Genomic DNA, 23,212 nt, shown 5'->3' with positions numbered 1-23,212 from the left:
ACAATCTCTATTAGCAGTATATGTCGAATCAAGTTCAGAAGGACTATCTTAATTTATCAATAACTGAAGGAATTTTTTCAAAAATCTTAACTCCTTCCTCAGTAATATAAGTGACGATTTTCGTCAGACCTTTTCCGACAGCTGTAAAATAGTTGAATGCACCTAACTTCTCTAAATGCTCTTCACGAATAGCGATTCCTCTGTCCGTATAGTCCTTACCGAAAACCACCGCTCCAGCTTTCCCATCTTTTTTTGCTAAAGTTACAACGTCATTCACGTGATAGTAATCAGTTGAAGTTACTTTACTTATTCCGTTTTTAGCAATTTGCATACAGCTAAAAATAGTAATTGTACAAATAATTATTAAAGTAAAATACCGAAGCATATATTTCATCGGTTTCTCCTCACTACTTAATGGGTATACGACCCAATATTATCTTGGTTAATTTTGGCATGTAGTGCTGCATTCATTCCACCAGCGATAATATTTGCCATATCTTCTATAAAAGTATCTACCTCTTTTGGTGTTACCATTAAGTTATGGCCAAGGGGTGATAATACCTCGTGAATTAATTTTCGTTTTTCATCTTCCTCAAGTGTTCCTACAATACCCATAAATGCCATTCTTTCTTTTTCACCAGGTAAGTCATCCTCGGTATATTTTTTCTTTTCTCCGAAAGCCATGCCTGAAGGGATTAAAGCTTTAGCAGGTTTATCCCCTTCTTTCATTTCACGACCAAAATGTTTAAGTATAAAGTCAATCGTATCACTAGTGATTGCTACAGCATCTACAACTGTTGGAACTCCAATCGCAATAACAGGTATGCCTAATGTTTCTTTACTTAATTCTTTACGCTTATTTCCAATACCTGAACCTGGATGTATTCCGTTATCAGTTATCTGAATTGTCGTATTAACTCTTTCAATCGATCTTGCCGCAAGTGCATCAATTGCAATGACAAAATCTGGTTTTACTTTATCGATAACACCCGAAATAATATCACTTGTTTCAATGCCAGTAATTCCCATTACACCAGGAGATAAAGCACAAACTGGTCGATAGCCATCTTGAACGCTTTCAGGTTGCAATTCAAAAAGATGCTTTGTAACCACTAAATTTTCAACAACCATCGGTCCTAGTGCATCCGGAGTTACATTCCAATTTCCTAACCCTACTACTAAACATGTTTGATCTTCAGTAATTCCTAAATTCTTTAGGAAAGCAGAAAACTCATTTGCAAAAACTCTTTCAACTTTATCTTGCAGTTCAGTATCTTGTTCACGTATACCTTGTACTTGTAACGTTAAATAATTACCAGGTTTTTTACCTATTCTTTCAGATGCAGATTCTTTAATATGAACATGTGAAATACTCACACCCTCAACTTCGCGCTCTTTAACAATAATACCGGTAATTTCTTCCTTCGTTTGTTCTCGCTCTTGTAGCATCTCTTTTGCTTCTACTGCTAAATCAGTTCGAACACTATATTGACTTAAATCTAACTCACTCATCTTTCTAGCCTCCATAATACTCATCTAAATTTAACTAGTCTCTTCTTATGTAGTTTAGCTAGATGTTACCAATTCTAAACGAATTGTTTATTTTTCTTTTAAAAAGGCGAAAATAGCTTTATGAATTCTATTGCAAATTGGTACTTGTTTTGATAAAATAAGTTTTGTTCTATTTGTAATCGAGGGCCAATTTCTCGACTGCATTCGGGAGGTGAAAGGTATGCCAAATATTAAATCAGCGATTAAACGTGTAAAAACAGCTGAGGCTCATCGTGCTCACAACGCTTCTGTTAAATCAGAAATGCGTACTGCAGTGAAAACAGTTGAAGCTTTAGTTACTAATAACGAAACTGAAAAAGCGAAAGAAGCTTTATTAACTGCTTCTAAAAAATTAGATAAAGCTGTAAACAGCAATCTAATCCATAAAAACGCTGCTTCACGTCAAAAATCTCGTTTAGCTAAACAAGTTAACGCTATGAACGCGTAATGAATTAAATGGTGTCTCATTTGAGACACCATTTTTTCGTGTTTATTTATTCATTTGTAAAATTAACATTTCCAATATTAGCACTTTATCCCCTTGACCAGTCTTCATATTATAATCTGCTTTAGCGATCAAACGAATTGCTTCTTTTAACTCACTTGCTTGAAAGTGATTTGCCTGTTTTTGTCCGTAAAAGACTCTTCCTGGAGATACACCAACCGAAGAAGCTATCTGATTATTAGAATACCCGTTGCTTGATAGTTGTTTAATTTCATAAAGCAATCTAAATTGACTTGCTAATAAAGCTACAACTTTTATTGGTTCTTCCCCTATATATAGAAGCTCATGTAAAATTTTTAAAGCATCAGTTGTTTGTCTAGCAGCTGTTTTTTCTATAAGTGAAAAGACGTTCTGCTCAATCGTTTTAGCAACCATTAATTCAACTAACTCAGCAGTAACTTCGCCTTCATCCCCTACAAATAACTGTAGCTTTTCACATTCCAGCTTCAAAATAGATAAATTATTTCCAACAAGTAACTTTAATGTTTCAACTGCACCCTTTGAAATCGAAACATTTCCTGAAAATTGTTCTGTAATCCAACTATCTAAATTATTTACTTCTACCGGATGACATTCAACAATTTCGACTAGTTTTTTCAATGCTTTCGTAACTTTTTTACGTTCATCCAATTTTTCAAATGGCGCAACAAAAACAACTGTAGTAAATGGCGATGGGTTCTCTATGTAATCAAATAAAGGCTCTATGTCTTGTACAATTTTTTCTTTTTGAGCAGTTAGAAAAGCGCACGACTTAATAATAATCACTTTGTGACCACCAAAAAAAGATGGTGTTTGAGCGTCTTCAAGTGCTTCGCTTAAGTAAGCTTCTTTTAAGTCATATGTTTGAAAGTTAAAATCATCAATTTCACCTTGTAAGGCTGCTTTCACGATCGCTGTTTCTGCTTCTTGAAGTAAAAAATCTTCAGTACCAACCAGCAAGTACATCGGTGATACATCTTTTTTCAATTTTTTATGTAAATCGGTAATCATGTTTTGCTCCCCTACACTAATTTTCTTAATATAGTATAACATGTCCTACATTAGAAGGAAGAGATTAGTAAATACTAATCTCTAATTTATATTAACGTTTTAAATAAAGACCCGGTTTCTTTATTTAAAACGGTATAACTAAAACAAACATACTATGGATTTTTTAGTTATATTGATTTATACTAAAATGTGAATTAGGAGGGGTTAATGTGAATACATTTGAAAAAAACGTACAAAGCAAACGTAATGATGCAACAGATTCAGGCGTTGGTTTTGCTGTTTCATTTGGTTTCTTCGCTACTCTATTTATCATTGCAACAATTGTAGAATTCGTTGCACGATAATACATAGAATCAAATGACGGGACTGCTTATGCAGTCTTTTTTATTTACCGATTTTTTGGGTTTCTGTCTTATGTTTTACGGTATGCTGTAAACGTAAAAAAGGTACCTTGTCCATATTTAAATTCATAAGAAATCGCTCCATTTAAATCCGTTCGAAGAATAGTTACATGATTTTCATTTAATCGGTTAATTACTTCTTTTTTCGGATGGCCATACCGATTACTTTTACCGACTGAAATAATAGCAATTTTTGGTGATAACGCCCGAATGAACTCATCTGAAGTTGACGTATCACTTCCATGATGCCCAATCTTTAAAATATCTGATTTTAACTTAGGATAGTTTGAAATGAGTCTCATTTCTCCACTTATATCTAGATCTCCTGTAAATAACCAGGATTTATCATTCATTTTTGCTTTCAATACAATTGAACCGTGATTTTCTTCCCCACTATACCTTTTGACTGGAGACAAAATCTGAAAATGATTGTTGCCAATTCTCCAACTAAACCCTTCACTCACTTTTTGAATGATAGTTCCATGTTTTATAGCAATTTCAACCCGCTTCTGCTCTTCTAGAGTATATTTCTGTTTGTCACCCACATATAATTCCTCAACATTAAAAGAGGTTAACACGTCCTCCCCACCACCTATATGGTCATAATCTCCATGAGTGAAGATCAATTTATGGATCTTACTAATGCCTTCACCTTTTAAAATGGGTAATACAATATCTTTTCCTGTTGAAAATGAATTTTTTCGGATTTGCCATTTTTCTTGATTTATATTAAATCTTCCGCCTGTATCTATGAGATAATTCCCTTTATTAAAAGGAAGTTTTATAAGTGTACAATCACCTTGTCCAACATCTACAAAGATTACTTTCCCAACAGGATTAAAATATGGATAAAAATAATGACAAGTTACTAATGCAAAAAAACTAATTAGGCTTAAGTTTAGGAGCTTTTTCTCTTTTTCTTTTTCCATGAAATAAAATATCAAAAAAATAGTTATCACATACATAAAAACAACTATTAATGATGGGTGCATAAAGGTTAGTTTTACAAAAGGTAGATGCATACATAATGTCAGAAATTTATCTGACAATTTTATGAATAAAGTTAAAATATGTTCAACCCCTTCACCAGCATGAGGAAAAAAACTAAATGTGAAGCAAATTAAGCAAAGAGGCATAATTATAAATGTAATATACGGTATAAAAATTAGGTTTAATATGATGCTGTAAGGAGATATTTCATGAAAGTTAGCTAGTAAAATGGGGATCGAAACTAATTGTGTTGTACAAGAGGCAAATAATGCTTGACCATACCATGTCTTATATTGAAGTAAACGTTTGGAAGTTAAAACAAGTACAAAGCTTGTAACAAATGAAAATTGAAAGCCTATATCAGCTATAAAACTTGGTTTCGCAAAAAGCATGACTATACACGAAATAAATAACAGCGAAATAATATTAATTTTCTTTTTCATAAGTTTGTACACACATACAAGAATACCGATAATTACCGCTCTAACTACAGAAGCTGATGCGCCTGCTAAATATCCATAAGAAAAAATACACATGATTGTAATAATTAAACTACTTTCTTTAGTAAATCCTACACGTACAAATAGGTAATAAATCACCAAGCTTAGTAAGCTAATATGTGAACCGCTAATCGCTAATAAATGAACGATCCCAACTATTTGATATTGTGATTCCGTTTCAACATCCATTTTTGTACGCTCTCCAAAAAGTAGTGCATTGATATATCCTTCAGTTTGATCATTAAAGCTTTTTTCTACATAATTCGTTAATGCGGTTCTACTCAATATTAATGACTGGATTAAAGTACGCTTACCTTCAACGCAGTTAAGACTTTTGGCTTCTGCAGTATATAGCCATTGAATATTTTGGTTTAGTAAATATTCTTTGTAATTAAATATATATGGATTTGAATTCGGTTCAGGTTTTGAGCTTTCACCTTCTAATTTACAAATATCACCTATTTTCCTTTCTTGAAATTCAGTCAGTTCATTTTTTGAATGTGCATAACTAGAAACCATTATTCTTTGTTCTTGGAGTTTAAACGAAAAGGAGATTTTGTTTCCATCAATTATAGGAGATGTACTAATTTCACCGTGGATTGATTTACTTGGTTTTGCTTTTGGGGTAAGAGTAGAATCGTTTTGAATAAAACAGATGATCGATGTAAGAATAACTGTTAAGATATAGGAATAGAAGCAGATCCATTTCCTTTTTATTAGAAGAAATACTAGAAGGATTAATAAAATTAACAAAATAAATAGCTGATGATCTTCATTAAAATAGATGATTGTTAAAATTTGTCCTAAAGTTATGTAGGCTAACACGATACTCATATCATCATTATCTGATTAAAATGAAAGGTCGTATAAGCTCAAGTGATTTCTTACCAATACCATTCACTTTATCTAATTGGTCAACAGATGTAAAAGGCCCTTTCGTTTCAATGTATTCTAGTATGTTTTTCGCCTTAACAGGACCTATCCCTGGTATTTTCTCTAACTCTTCTTGCGATGCATGATTAATATCTATTCCTTCATTATTTTTCTCGCTATGAATATTCAGCAATGATACAGGTATCTCTTCTCCATTCTTTGGAACATAAATGACCATTTCATCTGTTAATTTTGCTGCTAGATTAACTTTATTTTTATCAGCATCTTCACTAAATCCTCCAGCAAGTTTAATCGCATCAAAAACTCTATTTCCGTTGATTACTTCAAATACACCTGGGTTTTTGATCGCACCTTTCACATCAATTACTATTAAATTAGAAATAACATTTTTCTCAACTTCCTTTTTTGTTTCTATATTCTGATTAATTTCATCTCCATTAGTTGATTGATTGGCAAAAACAACTTTATTTTTACGTTGTTCTTGAAAAAAATTTAAGCTAACAATCACAAGGAATATTAGGCATAACCATACTAATTTGTTTCGAAATATACTTTTCATCGATAGTCCTCCTTCTAACTTAATCATTATTTACAAACTTATTTCATATAGTGTAGGAGAGAATGTATGCAAAGGAAGGGATGTACTCATGAACGTAGGGATCATAGGTACAGGAAATATGGGAACCATTTTGCTTAACGGGTTTATTAAATCAAATGCAGTAAAACCCTCCGAATTAACAGTGACAAACCGTTCAATCTATAAAGCTTATGAGCTAAAAAATATATATCCTGAATTAAATGTAGTTGAAACTGCTAAAGATGTTATAAACGCATCAGACATCATTTTAGTTTGTGTTAAGCCTTTAGAGATTCAGCCACTTCTATCATCTTTACAAACGCAATTCACTAAAGAACACGTCTTAATATCGATTACTAGCCCTATTAATGTAGAACAGCTTGAGGCCATACTTCCATGCCAAATAGCTCGCGTTATTCCGAGTATAACTAACCAAGCATTAAGTGGAGTGACATTAGTTAATTTTGGAAAACGCTGTATAGCAAAGAACAAAGAACGTATCATTGAACTCTTTTCAAATATTTCAAAGCCAGTTATGATCACGGAGGACATCACGAGAGTGTCTTCTGATATCGCAAGCTGCGGTCCAGCATTTTTTAGTTACTTACTTCAAAAGTTCATTGATGCCGCTGTCTGTCAAACAGCTATTTCTAAGCAACAAGCTACTATTTTAGCTGAAGAAATGATCATCGGATTTGGTAAACTAATTGAACAAAAGCACTTTACATTGGAAACTCTTCAAGAAAAGGTTTGTGTTAAAGGCGGTATAACTGGAGAAGGAATAAAAGTACTCGAAGCCCGAGTCGGTGATTTATTTGAGGAGATTTTCGAAAAGACTCATGATAAATTTGATAAGGAAATTGAAAGAGTTAAAGAGCAATTTTAAATAACATACTTAATTATAGCTATTTTGTTGTAATCCATCAAACACACAAATTTGAATTTTACCCGATTAATAAATAAAAAAACCCTTTAAGAAAAGAAGTTTTCTTTAAAGGGTTTTTCATTTTTTCATTGCAATAAAAAAGATTCGCTCTGAAGTTTCTTCAACTTCCTCATGAAAGTCAGCACGTATTTCTTTCACTTCAAAACCTATTTGTTCTAAAAGCGATTGATACGTATTTATCGGAAAAGTCATTTGATTATGATATTCCTCAAATCGTTCGTAAAAGTCACTATTCTCCTCTTTCATAAAGAAGACTAAATCATGTTCAACACTTAATGGCTGGTCTCCTTGTGTACAAGACCAAACTAAGCTTAATTCTGCATCATCAATAAAGAATGTATCTTCTCCAAAAATTTCTTCAATTTTATAAGGTGAATGTACATCGAATAGAAATAAGCCGTTTTCTGATAAGCTCTCATAAACCTTTTCAAAAGTTTGTTTCACTTGATCTTTTGATTCTAAATAATTAAGTGAATCACAGAAAATTGTTACGCAATCTAAATCTTCAAAGCCTTCAAGTTCCATCATATTTTGTTGATAAAATGGAATTTGAACTCTCTCATGCTCTGCTTTAGCCATCGCAACACTTAACATTTCCTCTGATAGATCTACACCACTTATAGAGAAATTTTGCTTCGCCAATAATATAGGCAGAGTTCCTGTCCCACACCCTATATCAACGATCGTCGGATTAATCATTTCGTACTTTTCAAACACATCTTTAACGAATTGAAGCCACTTTTCATATGGGACATCATTCATTAATTGATCATACAAATACGCGAAGCGATTGTATGTCATGAAAGCAATTCTCCGTATACATCAAGAGTTGGCGCATCTCCCCAAAGCTTTTCTAAGTTATAATAATTTCTTTCGTCTCTATGGAAAATATGGACAACTACATCACCAATATCCACTAATACCCAACGTGCTTCATCAAATCCTTCTAAACGCTTTACGTTTTTCCCGTTTTGAAGCGCTTGATCCTTTACTTCTCTTGCAATAGCTTGAACTTGTTTATCAGAATTACCATGACAAATAATAAAATAATCGGCAATTGCTGAAATACCTTTCATATCTAATACAACTAAGTCTTCTGCTTTTTTATCATCAGCCGCTGTTACAGCTAACATCATTAATTCTTTTTCACTCATTTATTTTTCCCCCGATCATGTACTTGCTTTAAAATTGAATTGTATGTTTTTACCGTCAGTGGATAGACTGTTTGTTCTCTTTCAATTAGAAAGGTAATTGTATTTTTTAAAGCATATAATAAAGCTTGGTCTAAATCCTCATTTGCTAATTCCCTTGCTTTTTCAACGCCTGGAAATTGACGATTTGGTTCAATATAATCTGCTACATATATGACTTTATCTAATAAATTCATTTCTTCATGGCCACTCGTATGATAAGTAATCGCTTGAAGTACTTCCTTATCAGTTATCCCATATTCATGCTCTGAAAGAAATGCACCAACTGGAGCATGCCAAAGTTCTTTATTATATCCTAAAAGCTCTAATGAAAGATTGTTTACTTCCAAAATAGATTTCAATTCAATAATCGGCATACATTTGGCAACATCATGGAAAATTGCAGCTAATTCGGCTTTTTTAACATCAGCACCATATTTTTGTGCAAGATCAACTGCTGTTTCCATTACACCAATAGTATGTGTAAAACGTTGACCTGTTAGTTTTTCTTTTACAATTGAAAGTGCTTTTTGTTTATCCATTAATCTGCTTCTCCTCTAATTAACGGTATTGGTTCTTTAAGGTAAAACGATTGTTTTGCTTTCTTCTGATTCTCTATATAATACAATTGTATGTCCAATTACTTGAACAAGTTCAGCTCCAGTTCCTTCTACAAGTAAATCTGCAACATCATATCGATCTTCTTCACAGTTTTGCAGTATGCTTATTTTTAAAAGTTCTCTTGCCTCAAGTGCTTCTGAAATTTGTTTTACCATATTACCATTTACTCCACCTTTACCTACTTGAAAAATAGGGTTTAAGTGATGAGCTTTTGAACGTAAAAATCTTTTTTGTTTACCAGTTAACATTTTGTTCCTCCAAGTTTTGTTTCTAATATTTTATATGCATCAATCGTATTCGGAAAAATCCCTGTCCATTCTTGAAAAGCCAATGCACCTTGGTAAATAAACATTGGTAGTCCATTTTGGATAATTGCATTTCTTTTTTCAGCTTCTTTTAAAAAGGCTGTTTTAAATGGACTATAGATTAAATCAGATACAATTGTTTTTGACGATAAATTATGAAGTGATAGTGGTACTTGGTCTTCATTTGGTTTCATTCCTAGTGAAGTCGTTTGAATGATTAGCGAATAATTCTCTAAGTTCTCCTCAGCATCTGAAATCGAGATAACCTTTACATCGTTAAATAGTTTACCATCTAGCAATTCATGTGCGTTTTCCAAAGTTCGGTTTGTAATTGAAATATGTTTAACGCCTAAATGTAATAAACTATATAAAATTGCTCTTGCAGCACCGCCAGCACCAATGATTAATATATTTTCTTGTTCGATTGGATTTTTTAACACCATGGATAGTCCTCTACAATAACCTATTCCATCTGTGTTCTTTCCATATAAAAGACCGTCTTGATTAATAACGGTATTGACTGCACCAATATTCTTCGCAAGAGGATCAATCACATCTAAAAACTTCATTATTTCAACTTTTAATGGTGCTGTTACATTAAATCCTTTAACTGTCGAACGAAATTCTCCAATAACTGACTCTAAATCTGTTATCCCAACTTCTTTCGCAGAATAGTGGCCAGATAAATTATTTGATTCAAACCACTCATTGTGCATCGTTGGTGACATAGAATGACCAATCGGTTGACCGATTACATAAAATTGGTCCCTCATCTCTCCCGCCCCCAATTTATCTTTAGATAATTGAATTACGAAGGGTTACACCTACACCTTTTGGAACATAAGCAACAATTTTTGCTCCTGGATCATTAACTGTAATCCAACCTAGCCCTGAGTAAACGATATCCGTTTTCCCTTCTTTAATCGTAAATTCATGTTTTACTAATTTAGGCAGCTCTTTAATTTGTTCACCATACGGTGGTACTAATAATTCACCTGCTTGTCTTTCATATAAATCATCAGCATTTTCTTGTTTTGTACGATGAATAGTTAATTCATTTGAAAAATGACAAGTAAATGAGCGTCTTCCACCTTCTAAATAATCAAAACGTGCCAATCCTCCGAAGAATAATGTTTGACCTTCATTTAATTGATAGATCATTGGCTTAATTTCTTTTTTCGGAGTAATTATTTTCAATCCTTTTTTATCAACAAAATGAGCCATTTGGTGATGATTAATTATACCAGGCGTATCAATTAAATCACTTTCATCATCAAGTGGAATTTGAATTAAATCAAGAGTTGTTCCAGGAAAATGGGATGTAGTAATAATATTGCTGCTTTCTTCGCTATATCGTTTAATCATCGTGTTAATAAACGTTGACTTCCCAACATTTGTACATCCGACTACATAAACATCCTTACCTTCACGATGCTTTTCAATACTTTCAGCTAATTCGTCAATCCCAGTACCTTTTTCAGCACTAATTAGGTGTACTCCAACTGGATGAAGACCCCAGCGCTTCGCTGTTCCACTCATCCATTGAATAAGCTTATTTTTCTTAACTGATTTTGGAATTAAATCTGCTTTGTTACCAACTAGTAAAATTTTATTTTTCCCAACAAAACGATGCAAACCATTTAGCCAACTACCAGAAAAATCAAAAACATCAACTACTTTAATAACAAGACAGTCTGTATCCCCAATTCCATTTAAAATTCGGATAAAATCAGAATCTGTTAGTTCAACATCTTGAATTTCATTATAGTTCTTTAAACGAAAACAACGCTGACAAATAATTTCTTCTTTTTCTAATGACGATGGAGGCGCAAATCCAAGTTTGTTTTTATCCTCTGTTTGAATTTCCACTCCACAACCAATACATCTTATTTCATTATGACTCACTTTTTATCCTCCCATTGTAATAATCCTTGTTTCCTTAATGAATTTAGAATTCTACGCTCTACCATTCGATTAAATCTCGTCCATATTCCATCGGTACTTGCAACTGGAACGACTAAAATCGTATGAATTCCTTGGCGATTCCCACCAAATACATCGGTAAGTAGTTGATCTCCAATCATAACTACTTCATTAGGTTTTAATTTCATTTGTTCATATGCCTTTTTATATGAAATCGAAAGTGGTTTTTTTGCTCGATGTATAAATGGAATACCTAATGGATCACAAAATTTCCCAACACGAATCGCGTTGTTATTTGAAACAACTGTGATTTTAATACCGGCATCATCCATTCCCTTGAACCATTTTGTCAGTTCAGGTGTAGCTAATGGGCGGTCCCATTCAACTAACGTATTATCTAAGTCAGTAATAATCCCCTTAATGCCTAAGCTTTTTAAATGCTCAGGAGTTATTGCAAAAACATTATTTACTGTTTCATTCGGTAAAAATTTATTAAACATGATTACACCTCAATTATATTCATTAAATCGTTCGACAAATAACAACAAATACCTTCGCTGTGGATAAAACTATGCACATTATCCTATTGCCCTAGACCTATGTTTTCAGAAAATATAAACAAATTACTCACAACTTATCCACTGTTTCTTGTGGATAAACGAACGATTGTTCTAAAGAAAGAAATTTGATACATTAAGTTTACAAGGATTTTTAAAACTTTTATCACGCGGAGGTGAAGCCCAAACGGGCAAAAATATGTACAAATTAGATGACGATTTGTTACTTGAGTCCTATAAAAAGGCTATTGGTTTAAAACTTGATCCGGCTTTCATTTATTTAATTGAAAAAGAAATTAAAAGAAGAGGTCTGGATTACTATATCAGACGAACATCTTAATATCTTTATTATTTTCAATAAAAGCAAATAATACAAGTGAAATAAAAATACAAGTACTCTTTACAATAACAGAAAAAGAACCATCTTTCTATATGATGGCTCTGATTTCGTGAAAAAAGTGCAAACTAATATTCTTTTTTAATGTAATTTCCCTAAAAATTGCCCCACTTTTATTGGTTGGCCAGCTTGAAGTTTCTCATCTGGTATAAAACTATTTGCTTCAAACAGTAACACTACTGTTGATCCAAATGAAAAATACCCAACTTCTTCGCCTTTCTTTAATTTTTTTTCTTTAGCTGTTACTACGATTGTATTTACAAACATAGCACCAACTTTAATCATTGCAACATGTTTTTGGTTCTCAGAGCAAAGGACCTCTGAAATAACACGATAGTTTTTAGATAAAGGATCTTTTCCATAAGTTAAGCCTGCTTTATTTACAGGATAGGATTTAGCTCCTAATTCAAATTGTGATATTACTTCCCCTGCGATTGGACTATGAATTCGATGATAATGACTTGGACTTAAATACAATACCATAAAGTAACCTTCATTATATTTATCAGCCATTTCTTTTGATCCTAACATCTCAATAATACTATATGTTTTGCCTTTAACAACAAATTGGATATCTTTTTCCATTTTCCCATTCGACTCTAATACCCCATCTACTGGACAGGCTAATTCACTTTCACTTGCATGAATAGGTCTTGCGGATTCTTTCAACTCTCTTGTAAAAAGTGCATGCAATGTTGGAAATGAGGTGTTTTTACTTTCTTCCATATTTAAATCAAACGCCTTAATATACGGCTGAATTAGTATTTTACTCATTCTTGATGTTGAGAATTTCCTAAGAAATCCAGAAGTCAATTTGTTATTTGTTAATTCGATAAACACTCGATAAAAACTTTGCTTCATCTACGTACTCCTTCATAGCTAAAGATTAACTTTTTAGTTTTTTTTATTATTCTATATTAAGTTTTTCTTTACTCATATTCCTTCTATTCTAGTTCAATCTATTAATTATTGCTATTTCCATCAACATTCTTTTCACTTTTTCTACTCTATATCCTTTTCTACTTTACTCTAGATTTTCCACACTGTCACTAATCGTTCATTTGTACTTCACACTAAATTCACATTAAGCTGGTACAATACTGATGTAATTTACATTAGGAGGTAGCCTATGTTTGCAGAACAAAGCTTAGGTGAATGGACAAACACACTTTTAATATATAAGTTTGCGTTAGATGAAATAAATACGAAAATAAAAATATTAAATGAAGAATTCACTTTAAATCATGAACATAACCCAATTGAACACATAAAATCTCGAATCAAGAAACCTGAAAGTATTATTCAAAAACTTGAACGAAAAGGACTTGATCTAACCCAAGAGAATATCGAACATCATATTAATGATGTAGCTGGTGTTCGAATAAGTTGTTCTTTTATTAGTGATATATACAAAATTTATGATCTTTTAAGACAGCAAGATGATATCTATATAATAGAAGTAAAAGATTATATCAAAAATCCTAAACCGAATGGATACAAAAGTTTCCATATGATTATTGAAATTCCGATTTTCCTTGCGTCTGAAACGAAGAAAGTTAAAGTTGAAATACAAATCAGAACAGTAGCTATGGATTTCTGGGCAAGTCTTGAACACAAAATCTTTTATAAATACAACAAAAAAGTACCTAAAGAAATATTAGAAAGCTTAAACGAAGCATCTGCTACTGTTAATTCATTGGACTTTAAGATGGAGAGTATAAAAAATCAACTTGAACACTTGGCCGAAGTATAGAAAAGTGACTAAAGGGGTTCCCCTTTAGTCACTTTTTTTATTGAAACCATGAATTCGAGTTATAATAGAAATTATTTTTCATCCCTTTAAACTTACTCTATACAAGAACTATGCAATTAAAAGGAATGTTTATACTCCCCATCTTACCGTAAATAACTTATAATACCATTTATTGCGATTAACTGGTTTATTAGGGAACTATTTTTCAGGATTAAAACAGTCAATGTTATATCAAACTGTAGATAAAACATCATTATAACAGTCTTCTATATAATCTTTTTCACTAGGCTCGATTAACGCTCTACTTAAAAGAAAATACACTAGTTTTCCGTACATACTCCCAAACTAGACTAGTGTTTCTTAGTCTCTATCAAGCATTTTTTTAACAATTTCTATATCAAGATTCATATTTTTCACCCCACTCATTTTTAGATAATGCGGCCTAATTATTATTGAAGCATTTCTGGCAATTTCTATCATTGGATGGAAATTTTTTCAATTTTAATTCAATTTTTTAATCCTCTTTTTTAAATATAGTTCTTTCAACTTCATTTTTGCGATAAAATAGGATATGTTATATAAATATTAAATTTGAATTTTTACGAAAAACTGCTTTTTTAATAGATAAATTTAACAATTGGGGGAAACGAATGAACAACGAATTACATTATAATACTCTTATACCCGAGAATATTCCGAACGAACGAAAAGCTGCATTAAAAACACTAGGTTACTATTTTTTATTTTTTATAGTTGGATTGAATTTACTATTATTAATTGCTTCCATTTGGGGCATGATTTTTGTAGAAGTTGCTGGTATTAACTATACTGAAGCACAATTTGACAAAATATTAAATGACGTGTCTGTTTATGCAGATACAATTTTTGGTTTTCTAGGAATATGGTGGCTTTTTTATTATACAAAAAAGAATGGATTATTAACTTTTCGTAAATTAAGTTTTTCAGTAGTCGATATTGTAATTATTCTTTGTTCATACGCAGTAGTGATCGTTTCAGCTTATTTACTTGATGCGTCCTTTAAATATTTTGGTTTTTCAATGGCAACACCTGATAATCAAATAGCTGTTGAGGGGTTATTAAAATCAAATCCCATTTTAATGATAATATCCGCTGTTATTCTTGCTCCAATTAAAGAAGAATGGATTACAAGAAAATTAATAATAGGATCGGTATTCAAAAATCTACCAATTATCGGTTTAATCGTAAGTTCATTTGGTTTTGGGTTACTTCATATGATTGCAGGTTTTTCAATTTATGCGTTAATTCAATACTCATTGGCTGGTTTAATTTTTGGTATTGTTTATCTAATAACTAAGAGAATTGAAATTTCAATGATGGCTCATTTTTTAAATAATCTAGTTTCAATTATTGCATTTTACTTTATTACTTAACACTAGTTACACGCTTCTATGAAGCGTGTTTCTTTGAATTTAATTTTCAAGAGGTGAATAATGAATTATTTATATGTATTTATCGGGGGGGTCTTCGGATCTATCGCTCGTTATCTTGTCGGTAATACTATCCAGCCTTTTTCGAGTGGGTTTCCTATTCAAACCCTATTAATTAATTTAATCGGTTGTTTCTTCCTAGGATTCTTTTTACCATTTGCTAAAAAACGTTTAAAACCAGAATATAGTTTATTAATTGGAACAGGTTTTACAGGAGGATTTACAACATTCTCTACCTTTTCACTTGAAAATGTAAAATTAATGAATCAAAATCAAATGATTACAAGCACTGCCTATATCTTTACTAGTATCGTATTTGGAATTAGTTTATCATTTTTAGGATATAAAGTAGCAGAGAAATTCCGTCAAGTTAAAGGAGAACAAGTATCATGATTTTTGTAGGGTTAGGTGGGGGACTAGGAGCAATTACACGCTATGCACTCGGTAACTTTATTACCAATAAAACTAGTTCCATTTTTCCTTTTGGAACATTTTTTATAAATCTTACTGGTTCAATCATATTAGGACTCGTTAATTCCTTGTACCTCAAACATGCAATATCGACGAACCTATGGTTATTTATCGGAATTGGATTCTTAGGTGGATATACTACATTTTCAACCTTTGGCTATGAGATGCTTCAATTAATCATTGCAAAAAAATTCAATATTGCTTTGTATTACGTACTACTCTCTACAATTACTAGTATTTGTGGTGCTTATATTGGATATCACATTTTTTAATTCATAATGTAAAAAAGGGCTGTTTTATAAAGCTAAAAAAACCATTTAAGAGCAAAAAAAAGACTGCTGAATGAACGATCATCAGAAGTCTTTTTTACATTTCATTTAAAATTAGTGTCTTACCAACCGAAATTCAATGTTTTGCCAGTTTCAGCAAAAGTTTTCACATTACTTAAAATCATCGGCCAAGTCGATTTTGTGTTTTCATAAGATGGATGATTTTCCGGCCATTGATCGTTAATAAGCGTTAACTTTGTACAGTCTCCAACTGTTTCTAACTTCAATGTTACTCTCGTCTCAAGTTCTGCATGATTTTCACGGTATAATGGTCCTGGGTGTTCTGTATAACTCATCATTTTGTACGGTTCGAAGGCTAGTATATTACCATATACATGAACTGTCTCCGTGCCATCTTCGCAAGGACCTATATATTCATACCGTGCTCCGATTTCAAATGTTGATTCTAGAATACATCCAAAAAATATAGCCTTTGTCCCTTCTGGTTTAACAAAGATATTCCATACATCCTCAGGTTTTGCTGCGATATAAATTTCGTACGTAAGATCCATTTTATTCCCTCCGAATTATTGTTTGACTTATAAATCTAAAGGTATTCAAGTCACTTATCCATTATGTACATAAAATATGCAATAACAATCAATGATTTAAAAGAAATGTTACTTTTAAGAAGGATCTAAGTTGATTTCCACATCAAGATGATCGGTTTCTGTTGGGCGTACGATGAGTCTCTCGGCTCTCCTACGGGGTCTCACCTTTCCCGCTATTCCACAGGATGCTCGCACCTTCATTTCCAATCAACTTCTTCTTCAACTGTTTGTTTTCTTATAACAATTTTTAAAATCTGTTTTTCTTATACTTTGTTGTTATTAAGAAGCAAAAAAGCTACCGTATTAAGTAGGTAGCCTTTTTGTTTAAAATTAAAATCAGAACGCCCAGTTACCATTACGCATAATAGGTTCTACTGTGCCATCTTCTTTGATTCCATCAATATTAAGTTCAGCTGATCCAATCATGAAGTCAACGTGAGTTAAACTTTGGTTAATACCACGTTTTGCTTGCTCTTCAGATGGAAGTTTTTCGCCATCCTTCATATTGTTCGGATAAGCTTTACCAAGAGCTAAATGACAAGATGCATTTTCATCATATAAAGTGTTATAGAAAATTAATCCTGTATTTGAGATTGGTGAGTCGTGAGGAACTAATGCTACCTCTCCTAAACGACGAGCACCTTCATCTGTATCAAGTAAATGTTGTAATGTATCGTAGCCTTTTTCAGCTTTGAAATCTACAACCATACCATCTTTAAAAGTTAAAGAGAAGTTTTCGATTAAATTTCCACCATAGTTTAATGGTAGAGTACTTGTTACTGTTCCATTTACACCATGGCTATGTGGCATTGAGAATACTTCTTCTGTTGGAATGTTCGGATTAAACCATTTTCCATCTTCACTGTTTGCCCCGCCACCTTTCCATACATGATCATCAACTAGATCAAGCATTAAATCTGTGCCTGGTGCAGTATAGTGTAATGTTTTATAGCGTTTGTCATTTAATTGAACTACTTTTTCTTGTAAGAAATCATTATGATTTACCCAAGCTTCAACTGGATTTTCATTATCAACACGGCAAATTTTGAAAACTGAATCCCAAAGTAATTCCATTGCTTTATCAATCGATTCATTTGGATAAACTTTTTCTGCCCATTCTTTACATGGGATTGCAACGATTGACCAACGAATTCGGTCAGCCATCATATATTCGCGATATTTATGTAATGCAGTATTTGCTGTTTTGTTAAATGTTGCAATACGCTTTGGATCGATTCCTTTTAATAATTCAGGATTTGGTGAAATAACAGAAAGAACTGCTCCACCATTTTCAGCTAAATCTTCCATAGCTGTTACTCTCCAAGCTGGAAATTCTCCAAAAACTTCATCTGGAGCTAATTCATATTTTGTACGTGTAACTACATCGTCATTCCAATCGATGTTTACATTTTTAGCTCCCGCTTCGTATGCATATTTTACAACTTTACGAACATATTCTGCAGCAATAATTGGTGCATTTATTTGTAATGTTTGACCTGGTACGATATTAACTCCGCTTTTCACTGCAAGTTCAGCGTACTTCTCTAATAACTGATTAAATTGAGTCATTTAAGTCCCTCCATTTTAACGTTTTTAATAAAACAATCAACTAAATTATAATATAAAAAAATGAAAATTGGTACAAAAATAGACTGACTATTCATTTTTATTAAAAAAAATACTTCATCTAGTTAGATGAAGTACTTCTTTTAAGAAACTATATAGGTTTCATAACCATTTACATTTAAAAAGTTTTCAGCCTTTTCGCGGTCTCTTTCAGTTTGTAGACTAATCCTTAAAACACCAGGTAATCCTTCCCGTGATTCGATTATTCTTAAATTAGTAATACTTACTTGATGAATAGATAAAATTGTTGTAATATTTGCCAATTCTCCTACTCTATCCATTACATCAACATATAAATCAAAATAACTTGGAATTGCACCGTTTGCTTTAGTTGGCATATTATCTCGAAAATCCTTAGATTCTTTAAAATATTGATAGATTTCTTCATTATTTTGCTGATCCACAATCTGGTACATTTCTTTCATTTCATCTATCCAATTAGCGATTAGTGAAAGTAAAATTTCCTTATTCTGAATGACAATATCAGTCCACATTTTCGGACTACTTGAAGCAATTCTCGTAATATCCCTAAATCCTCCAGCAGCAAGTGCGGTTGTTAACGGTTCTTTTTTTGAATAGCTTTTAACTTGCTTCACTAGACTTGCAGCAATTAAATGTGGAAAATGACTTACGACACCTGTAATTTTATCATGTGTTGCTTCATCTATTACGACGAAATGTGAGCCTGTCCCTTTTAACCAATCTTTTAGTTCATCAATTTGATCATCTGAAGTAAGTTCACTCGGTGTCAAAATATAATATGCATTTTCAAACAAATGAACTTTTGCACTTTCGATTCCTGTCTTATGTGAACCTGCCATTGGATGTCCGCCAATAAAGCAATATCCTTTACTAGTTAGAGGTCTTGAATGCTTCATGATTTCACTTTTTGTGCTACCTACATCAGTGATAATGATCCCATCCATAAGTTTATACTCACTTATCTTATGAATATACTTTATTGACTCTTCAACTGGACAAGAAAATATGATGAGATGAGCTTTCTCGGCACACTCTTTAAGCTGTACCGAGATTTCATCAATAATTTGAATTTTTTTACCAATTTCAAGTTGCATTGCGTTTATATCAAATCCAATGATATTTACGTCGTGCACTTTTTTAATTGCTAATGCGATAGACCCTCCAATTAAACCTGTTCCGATTAAGAGGACATTCTTTTTCAAGCCCTCACCGCCTATCTTTGCTTTGTTAGTAAGATTTAAGACTGTAGTTTTGCACGGAAATCTTTTAATTCAAACATGAATTCTTCAAACTGTGGAATATTCATTTGTTGTGCTGCATCAGATAATGCAACTGCTGGATCTGGATGTACTTCAGCCATAACTGCATCGGCCCCGATTGCTAACGCTGCTTTTGCTGTTGGTAATAATAAATCTTTTCGACCAGTAGAGTGTGTAACATCTACAACAACTGGTAAATGCGTTTCTTTCTTTAAAATTGGTACCGCAGAAATATCTAATGTATTTCTAGTTGCTTTCTCATAAGTTCTAATTCCTCTTTCACAAAGAATAATTTGGTCATTTCCTTGAGAAATAATGTATTCAGCTGCATTAATAAATTCTTCAATTGTAGCTGAAAGACCACGTTTTAGTAAAACTGGTTTATTCACTTGACCTACTGTTCGAAGTAAATCGAAGTTTTGCATGTTACGAGCGCCAATTTGAATTACATCTACATATTCTAAAGATGCTTCCACATCATTTGGGTTTAATATTTCGCTAATTACCGCTAAATCAAATTCGTTAGCTACTTCTCTTAATATTTGTAATCCTTCATAGCCAAGACCTTGGAAATCATAAGGTGACGTTCTTGGCTTGAATGCTCCACCTCTCATCATTGTTAATCCTTGCTTTTTCATCGCCTCAGCGACAGCACGAACCTGTTCATAGCTTTCAACAGCACATGGTCCCATAATGAAAGATTGTGAGCCATCTCCAATTATTTCATTTTTAACTCTAACGATTGTATTTTCAGGTTTTTTCTTTCTAGATACTAAAAGCGCTTTTCTATGGTCATCCTCTTGTAGTTCAAGGCTGGCTTGAAAAATCGTCTTGAAAATATGTTGCATTGTAGACGTTTCAAATGGACCATTGTTCACATTTGCAATCATATCTAAAACTTCACGCTCACGAACTGGATCAAAACGTTTAATGCCATGTTTAATTTTTTGTTTACCGATTTCTTGAACAACTTTTCCTCGCTCGTTTAATAACTCAACAATTTTTAAATTAATCTCATCAACCTTGTCACGTAATTGCACTAATTCATTGTTTGTACTCATTTCCCTTTTCCTCCCTAGTTTTGATTAACTTTTTACTATATTGCCAATACCACTCCTGTTAAATGCGGAAGTTAGTATGTAAAAAATGAAAATAAAAAGTCCCTACTGAATAAACAGTAGGGACGAATTAATCGCGGTACCACCCTAGTTGTGAACAATAAACTGTCCACCACTTCATTTTGATAACGATCAAACAATGACCGTTTCTATCTCGTTTAATTTGAAATAGAAATTGCTCCAAGAATGTAATTCAGCATATCTTTTGTACTGACTCGCAGCGAACGTCAGCTCTCTAAAACAGTGAAGGTATGCCTACTGTGCCCTTTTCAAAGCAATATATTAAATTGTCAAAAGATTCCTTATAAAAGGTATTAATGAGGATTATAAAGCACCTTTTAATAGACTGTCAATGCATTTTTTTTCTAGAATATGTAACAATTTCGGAAAAGATACACCATAGTTGAAATGGTAGCGCTTACTATTTTCAACATTTTTTTTACTCTAGTTACAATATTTTTATGGTACAGACACATAGGCGGCTTTTGACTCATAAATATATAAATAACAACTTACCTTACCTTCCTTAGGAGTGATTATATGCCTGGTCTATTTACCGCTTTAAGTCTTTTCTTAAAAGAAGTGTTTGTGTTTGTTTCGTACGTAAAAAATAATGCTTTCCCTCAGCCACTATCACAAGCTGAAGAAACGCTCTATTTAAATCGAATGGCACAAGGTGACGGTGAAGCACGAAATTTATTAATCGAACATAACTTGCGACTTGTTGCACATATCGTCAAAAAATTTGAAAATACAGGTGAAGATGCCGAAGATTTAATCTCAATCGGAACGATTGGATTAATTAAAGCAATTGAAAGTTTTGTTCAAGGAAAAGGTACAAAATTAGCAACTTACGCAGCTCGCTGTATTGAAAATGAAATTTTAATGCATTTGAGAGCATTAAAAAAAACGAAGAAGGATGTATCGCTACATGATCCTATTGGTCAAGATAAAGAGGGGAATGAAATCTCCTTATTAGACATTTTAAAAACAGAAACAGAGGATGTCGTTGATCAAATTCAATTAAATATGGAACTCGAAAAAATCAAACAATACATTAATATTTTGGATGAACGTGAAAAAGATGTCATCATACAACGGTTTGGTATTGATATGGATAAGGAATTAACTCAACGTGAAATAGCCAAAAAATTAGGAATCTCACGAAGTTATGTTTCTCGCATTGAAAAACGAGCATTAATGAAAATGTATCACGAATTTTTAAGAGCTGAAAAAGATAAGAAAAAAGATAAAAAATAAACCACTGTTTTTACAGTGGTTTTATGCTTGTTCCTCATTTTTTAGCTTGCGGTGAAAATAATTCGATGTTAGAAATAAAGCTAATGAACTAATTAGCATTGTAATAACTATACCTTCAATTATCACAATCTTATGTTGGGTTAAGCCGTCCTTTGGAAGGAGAGTCCCAATGTAAAAAAAAGTAGCCAACGCTGTTGTTATTGCACCATAAGTTTTAAAATCATTTACTTTTGCTTGTAGCTTTTTAATATCCATGTTCTCTGCACCTTCCTCTCGTAATCTCATAATCAAATGTAACATATTTTATTCATAATTGATTCAAGTAATTTTCTCCAATAAGGGTAAATGCAGGGGTTATTGGAAATAACAAAAAAAGGTTCAACTCAATTGAGTTGAACCTTTTTATTGTAGACCTTTTTTTATAAATTCAATTGTACGTTGAGTTTCAAGTTCTTCATCCCAAATAGGCGAATCTCTAAGAACTACTGTTGAAATAACGAGACCGACTACACTTGAAATAATTAATCTTAAAATGGTTGGAACAGACATTTCACTTATTTGACCTTTATCGATAAATGATTGCAATACTACTGCAACTTTCGGATACATTTTTTCTTTAAATAATCTTTTTAGTTCTACTTGCATATCATCCTGAAATGGTATTTCTTGAAAAATAATTTTAATAACCGCAGTGTTCTTTTTAGCAAAATCCATTCGATTTTTTATTAATGCCTTTAAAAAATCATCGAATGTTTCATATTCCAAATGAAAAACTGCTTTTGAAAAACGATCCATTTCAAATGGAGCGATAGTCTTTACTAGAGTAGGTTTAATAATACTTTTTAATAAATCCTTTTTAGTTTTAAAGTATCGAAAAATTGTTCCTTCAGCTACATTCGCTTTTTTCGCAATTTCATTTGTTGATGTGCTAACAAACCCTTTTTCTGCGAAAATTTCGATTGCAGCTTCTAATATTTTGATTTCTTTCTCATTCATTTCTTGTAATTTTTCTAGTGGTAAAAAATCTTCTAATTTAATTGGTAACAC

General features: G+C 32.4%; 28 protein-coding genes and 1 other annotated feature. Of the genes, 9 read left to right on the top strand and 19 right to left on the bottom strand.

The window, feature by feature from the left end; genetic code table 11:
- Positions 1-43: 43 nt before the first annotated feature.
- A complete protein-coding gene (locus tag B7R65_RS19020) occupies positions 44-394 on the bottom strand; it encodes a DUF3679 domain-containing protein (RefSeq protein WP_088044412.1) in 351 nt (116 codons plus the stop codon).
- Between the two features lie 17 nt (positions 395-411).
- Positions 412-1,512 carry a GPR endopeptidase gene (gpr, locus tag B7R65_RS19015; RefSeq protein ID WP_088044411.1) on the bottom strand — a complete coding sequence of 367 codons (1,101 nt, stop codon included), beginning with the start codon at positions 1,510-1,512 and terminating at the stop codon, positions 412-414.
- 220 nt (positions 1,513-1,732) lie between these two features.
- Here gpr and rpsT point away from each other — a divergent pair, with 220 nt between their 5' ends.
- Complete coding sequence (gene rpsT / locus B7R65_RS19010; protein WP_088044410.1) at positions 1,733-1,999, top strand: 30S ribosomal protein S20; 267 nt, start codon at positions 1,733-1,735, stop codon at positions 1,997-1,999.
- 42 nt (positions 2,000-2,041) lie between these two features.
- On the opposite strand, the gene holA is transcribed toward rpsT, so the two are convergent.
- Positions 2,042-3,046, bottom strand: a complete 1,005-nt coding sequence (gene holA, locus B7R65_RS19005; RefSeq protein ID WP_179194931.1) for a DNA polymerase III subunit delta — start codon at positions 3,044-3,046, stop codon at positions 2,042-2,044.
- Between the two features lie 209 nt (positions 3,047-3,255).
- Between holA and B7R65_RS19000 the strand changes: the two genes are divergently transcribed.
- Positions 3,256-3,390 carry a YqzM family protein gene (locus B7R65_RS19000; RefSeq protein ID WP_088044408.1) on the top strand — a complete coding sequence of 45 codons (135 nt, stop codon included), beginning with the start codon at positions 3,256-3,258 and terminating at the stop codon, positions 3,388-3,390.
- A 68-nt stretch (positions 3,391-3,458) separates the two neighbouring features.
- On the opposite strand, the gene B7R65_RS18995 is transcribed toward B7R65_RS19000, so the two are convergent.
- Positions 3,459-5,771, bottom strand: a complete 2,313-nt coding sequence (locus B7R65_RS18995) for a DNA internalization-related competence protein ComEC/Rec2 (protein ID WP_088044407.1) — start codon at positions 5,769-5,771, stop codon at positions 3,459-3,461.
- A gap of 7 nt (positions 5,772-5,778) precedes the next feature.
- A complete protein-coding gene (locus B7R65_RS18990; RefSeq protein ID WP_179194930.1) occupies positions 5,779-6,390 on the bottom strand; it encodes a helix-hairpin-helix domain-containing protein in 612 nt (203 codons plus the stop codon).
- 88 nt (positions 6,391-6,478) lie between these two features.
- Between B7R65_RS18990 and comER the strand changes: the two genes are divergently transcribed.
- Complete coding sequence (comER, locus tag B7R65_RS18985) at positions 6,479-7,294, top strand: late competence protein ComER (RefSeq protein ID WP_088044405.1); 816 nt, start codon at positions 6,479-6,481, stop codon at positions 7,292-7,294.
- A gap of 117 nt (positions 7,295-7,411) precedes the next feature.
- Here the strand turns inward: comER and B7R65_RS18980 are convergent, their stop codons facing one another.
- Genes B7R65_RS18980 through B7R65_RS18950 form a run of 7 tightly spaced genes read right to left on the bottom strand, consistent with a single transcriptional unit; the run spans position 7,412 to position 11,893 of the window.
- Positions 7,412-8,155 carry a class I SAM-dependent DNA methyltransferase gene (locus B7R65_RS18980; protein ID WP_088044404.1) on the bottom strand — a complete coding sequence of 248 codons (744 nt, stop codon included), beginning with the start codon at positions 8,153-8,155 and terminating at the stop codon, positions 7,412-7,414.
- Positions 8,152-8,508, bottom strand: coding sequence for a ribosome silencing factor (gene rsfS / locus B7R65_RS18975; protein ID WP_088044403.1), 357 nt, complete (start codon positions 8,506-8,508; stop codon positions 8,152-8,154). Before rsfS ends, B7R65_RS18980 begins: the two co-directional genes overlap by 4 nt.
- Positions 8,505-9,086, bottom strand: coding sequence for a bis(5'-nucleosyl)-tetraphosphatase (symmetrical) YqeK (yqeK, locus tag B7R65_RS18970; protein WP_088044402.1), 582 nt, complete (start codon positions 9,084-9,086; stop codon positions 8,505-8,507). The genes rsfS and yqeK overlap by 4 nt, the downstream gene beginning before the upstream one ends.
- A 36-nt stretch (positions 9,087-9,122) precedes the next feature.
- The gene (gene yhbY / locus B7R65_RS18965; RefSeq protein WP_088044401.1) at positions 9,123-9,413 is read right to left on the bottom strand and encodes a ribosome assembly RNA-binding protein YhbY; all 291 of its coding nucleotides are present in this window, start codon (positions 9,411-9,413) and stop codon (positions 9,123-9,125) included.
- Positions 9,407-10,243, bottom strand: coding sequence for a shikimate dehydrogenase (aroE, locus tag B7R65_RS18960; RefSeq protein WP_088044400.1), 837 nt, complete (start codon positions 10,241-10,243; stop codon positions 9,407-9,409). The genes yhbY and aroE overlap by 7 nt, the downstream gene beginning before the upstream one ends.
- A 22-nt stretch (positions 10,244-10,265) precedes the next feature.
- On the bottom strand, positions 10,266-11,375 hold the full coding sequence (gene yqeH, locus B7R65_RS18955; RefSeq protein WP_088044399.1) for a ribosome biogenesis GTPase YqeH: 1,110 nt from the start codon (positions 11,373-11,375) through the stop codon (positions 10,266-10,268).
- The gene (locus tag B7R65_RS18950; protein WP_088044398.1) at positions 11,372-11,893 is read right to left on the bottom strand and encodes a YqeG family HAD IIIA-type phosphatase; all 522 of its coding nucleotides are present in this window, start codon (positions 11,891-11,893) and stop codon (positions 11,372-11,374) included. Before B7R65_RS18950 ends, yqeH begins: the two co-directional genes overlap by 4 nt.
- A gap of 256 nt (positions 11,894-12,149) precedes the next feature.
- Here B7R65_RS18950 and sda point away from each other — a divergent pair, with 256 nt between their 5' ends.
- A complete protein-coding gene (gene sda, locus B7R65_RS18945) occupies positions 12,150-12,290 on the top strand; it encodes a sporulation histidine kinase inhibitor Sda (RefSeq protein WP_088044397.1) in 141 nt (46 codons plus the stop codon).
- Positions 12,291-12,428: 138 nt separating this feature from the next.
- On the opposite strand, the gene B7R65_RS18940 is transcribed toward sda, so the two are convergent.
- Positions 12,429-13,208: a phosphatidylserine decarboxylase gene (locus B7R65_RS18940; RefSeq protein WP_088044396.1), complete on the bottom strand. Its 780-nt coding sequence runs from the start codon at positions 13,206-13,208 to the stop codon at positions 12,429-12,431.
- Between the two features lie 268 nt (positions 13,209-13,476).
- Between B7R65_RS18940 and B7R65_RS18935 the strand changes: the two genes are divergently transcribed.
- From B7R65_RS18935 to crcB (B7R65_RS18920), 4 genes are all read left to right on the top strand, one after another.
- On the top strand, positions 13,477-14,100 hold the full coding sequence (locus B7R65_RS18935) for a GTP pyrophosphokinase (protein ID WP_088044395.1): 624 nt from the start codon (positions 13,477-13,479) through the stop codon (positions 14,098-14,100).
- A gap of 650 nt (positions 14,101-14,750) precedes the next feature.
- Positions 14,751-15,512: a CPBP family intramembrane glutamic endopeptidase gene (locus tag B7R65_RS18930; RefSeq protein ID WP_088044394.1), complete on the top strand. Its 762-nt coding sequence runs from the start codon at positions 14,751-14,753 to the stop codon at positions 15,510-15,512.
- Between the two features lie 60 nt (positions 15,513-15,572).
- Positions 15,573-15,962 (top strand): fluoride efflux transporter CrcB, encoded by a 390-nt coding sequence (crcB, locus tag B7R65_RS18925; protein ID WP_088044393.1) that lies wholly within the window; start codon positions 15,573-15,575, stop codon positions 15,960-15,962.
- A complete protein-coding gene (crcB, locus tag B7R65_RS18920; RefSeq protein ID WP_088044392.1) occupies positions 15,959-16,312 on the top strand; it encodes a fluoride efflux transporter CrcB in 354 nt (117 codons plus the stop codon). Before crcB (B7R65_RS18925) ends, crcB (B7R65_RS18920) begins: the two co-directional genes overlap by 4 nt.
- 119 nt (positions 16,313-16,431) lie before the next feature.
- On the opposite strand, the gene B7R65_RS18915 is transcribed toward crcB (B7R65_RS18920), so the two are convergent.
- From B7R65_RS18915 to B7R65_RS18900, 4 genes are all read right to left on the bottom strand, one after another.
- Positions 16,432-16,881: an SRPBCC family protein gene (locus B7R65_RS18915; protein ID WP_088044391.1), complete on the bottom strand. Its 450-nt coding sequence runs from the start codon at positions 16,879-16,881 to the stop codon at positions 16,432-16,434.
- 375 nt (positions 16,882-17,256) lie between these two features.
- Positions 17,257-18,489 carry an aminopeptidase gene (locus tag B7R65_RS18910; RefSeq protein ID WP_088044390.1) on the bottom strand — a complete coding sequence of 411 codons (1,233 nt, stop codon included), beginning with the start codon at positions 18,487-18,489 and terminating at the stop codon, positions 17,257-17,259.
- A 140-nt stretch (positions 18,490-18,629) separates the two neighbouring features.
- On the bottom strand, positions 18,630-19,730 hold the full coding sequence (locus B7R65_RS18905; RefSeq protein ID WP_088044389.1) for a prephenate dehydrogenase: 1,101 nt from the start codon (positions 19,728-19,730) through the stop codon (positions 18,630-18,632).
- 35 nt (positions 19,731-19,765) lie between these two features.
- Entirely contained in the window at positions 19,766-20,848 is a 1,083-nt protein-coding gene (locus tag B7R65_RS18900; protein WP_088044388.1) for a bifunctional 3-deoxy-7-phosphoheptulonate synthase/chorismate mutase, read from the bottom strand.
- A gap of 115 nt (positions 20,849-20,963) precedes the next feature.
- Positions 20,964-21,187, bottom strand: a binding site (T-box leader).
- 258 nt (positions 21,188-21,445) lie between these two features.
- On the opposite strand from B7R65_RS18900, the gene sigK reads away from it, so the two are divergent.
- Positions 21,446-22,165, top strand: a complete 720-nt coding sequence (gene sigK / locus B7R65_RS18895) for an RNA polymerase sporulation sigma factor SigK (RefSeq protein WP_088044387.1) — start codon at positions 21,446-21,448, stop codon at positions 22,163-22,165.
- 21 nt (positions 22,166-22,186) lie between these two features.
- On the opposite strand, the gene B7R65_RS18890 is transcribed toward sigK, so the two are convergent.
- Both B7R65_RS18890 and B7R65_RS18885 read right to left on the bottom strand, forming a co-directional pair.
- The gene (locus B7R65_RS18890; RefSeq protein ID WP_088044386.1) at positions 22,187-22,465 is read right to left on the bottom strand and encodes a YrhC family protein; all 279 of its coding nucleotides are present in this window, start codon (positions 22,463-22,465) and stop codon (positions 22,187-22,189) included.
- Between the two features lie 102 nt (positions 22,466-22,567).
- Complete coding sequence (locus B7R65_RS18885) at positions 22,568-23,212, bottom strand: TetR/AcrR family transcriptional regulator (protein ID WP_088044385.1); 645 nt, start codon at positions 23,210-23,212, stop codon at positions 22,568-22,570.

Origin of the sequence: Bacillus sp. EAC (assembly GCF_002156875.1) — a bacterium.
Classification (GTDB): Bacteria; Bacillota; Bacilli; order Bacillales; family Bacillaceae_G; genus Gottfriedia.
Note: the sequence above shows the minus strand (reverse complement) of the source record. Positions and strands in the feature narration are given on the sequence as shown.

Coding starts and splice junctions, on each gene's coding strand:
- B7R65_RS19020 (WP_088044412.1), bottom strand. CDS start 394: ATGAAATATATGCTTCGGTATTTTACTTTAATAATTATTTGTACAATT.
- gpr (WP_088044411.1), bottom strand. CDS start 1,512: ATGAGTGAGTTAGATTTAAGTCAATATAGTGTTCGAACTGATTTAGCA.
- rpsT (WP_088044410.1), top strand. CDS start 1,733: ATGCCAAATATTAAATCAGCGATTAAACGTGTAAAAACAGCTGAGGCT.
- holA (WP_179194931.1), bottom strand. CDS start 3,046: ATGATTACCGATTTACATAAAAAATTGAAAAAAGATGTATCACCGATG.
- B7R65_RS18995 (WP_088044407.1), bottom strand. CDS start 5,771: ATGAGTATCGTGTTAGCCTACATAACTTTAGGACAAATTTTAACAATC.
- B7R65_RS18990 (WP_179194930.1), bottom strand. CDS start 6,390: ATGAAAAGTATATTTCGAAACAAATTAGTATGGTTATGCCTAATATTC.
- comER (WP_088044405.1), top strand. CDS start 6,479: ATGAACGTAGGGATCATAGGTACAGGAAATATGGGAACCATTTTGCTT.
- B7R65_RS18980 (WP_088044404.1), bottom strand. CDS start 8,155: ATGACATACAATCGCTTCGCGTATTTGTATGATCAATTAATGAATGAT.
- rsfS (WP_088044403.1), bottom strand. CDS start 8,508: ATGAGTGAAAAAGAATTAATGATGTTAGCTGTAACAGCGGCTGATGAT.
- yqeK (WP_088044402.1), bottom strand. CDS start 9,086: ATGGATAAACAAAAAGCACTTTCAATTGTAAAAGAAAAACTAACAGGT.
- yhbY (WP_088044401.1), bottom strand. CDS start 9,413: ATGTTAACTGGTAAACAAAAAAGATTTTTACGTTCAAAAGCTCATCAC.
- aroE (WP_088044400.1), bottom strand. CDS start 10,243: ATGAGGGACCAATTTTATGTAATCGGTCAACCGATTGGTCATTCTATG.
- B7R65_RS18950 (WP_088044398.1), bottom strand. CDS start 11,893: ATGTTTAATAAATTTTTACCGAATGAAACAGTAAATAATGTTTTTGCA.
- sda (WP_088044397.1), top strand. CDS start 12,150: ATGTACAAATTAGATGACGATTTGTTACTTGAGTCCTATAAAAAGGCT.
- B7R65_RS18940 (WP_088044396.1), bottom strand. CDS start 13,208: ATGAAGCAAAGTTTTTATCGAGTGTTTATCGAATTAACAAATAACAAA.
- B7R65_RS18935 (WP_088044395.1), top strand. CDS start 13,477: ATGTTTGCAGAACAAAGCTTAGGTGAATGGACAAACACACTTTTAATA.
- B7R65_RS18930 (WP_088044394.1), top strand. CDS start 14,751: ATGAACAACGAATTACATTATAATACTCTTATACCCGAGAATATTCCG.
- crcB (WP_088044393.1), top strand. CDS start 15,573: ATGAATTATTTATATGTATTTATCGGGGGGGTCTTCGGATCTATCGCT.
- crcB (WP_088044392.1), top strand. CDS start 15,959: ATGATTTTTGTAGGGTTAGGTGGGGGACTAGGAGCAATTACACGCTAT.
- B7R65_RS18915 (WP_088044391.1), bottom strand. CDS start 16,881: ATGGATCTTACGTACGAAATTTATATCGCAGCAAAACCTGAGGATGTA.
- B7R65_RS18910 (WP_088044390.1), bottom strand. CDS start 18,489: ATGACTCAATTTAATCAGTTATTAGAGAAGTACGCTGAACTTGCAGTG.
- B7R65_RS18900 (WP_088044388.1), bottom strand. CDS start 20,848: ATGAGTACAAACAATGAATTAGTGCAATTACGTGACAAGGTTGATGAG.
- sigK (WP_088044387.1), top strand. CDS start 21,446: ATGCCTGGTCTATTTACCGCTTTAAGTCTTTTCTTAAAAGAAGTGTTT.
- B7R65_RS18890 (WP_088044386.1), bottom strand. CDS start 22,465: ATGTTACATTTGATTATGAGATTACGAGAGGAAGGTGCAGAGAACATG.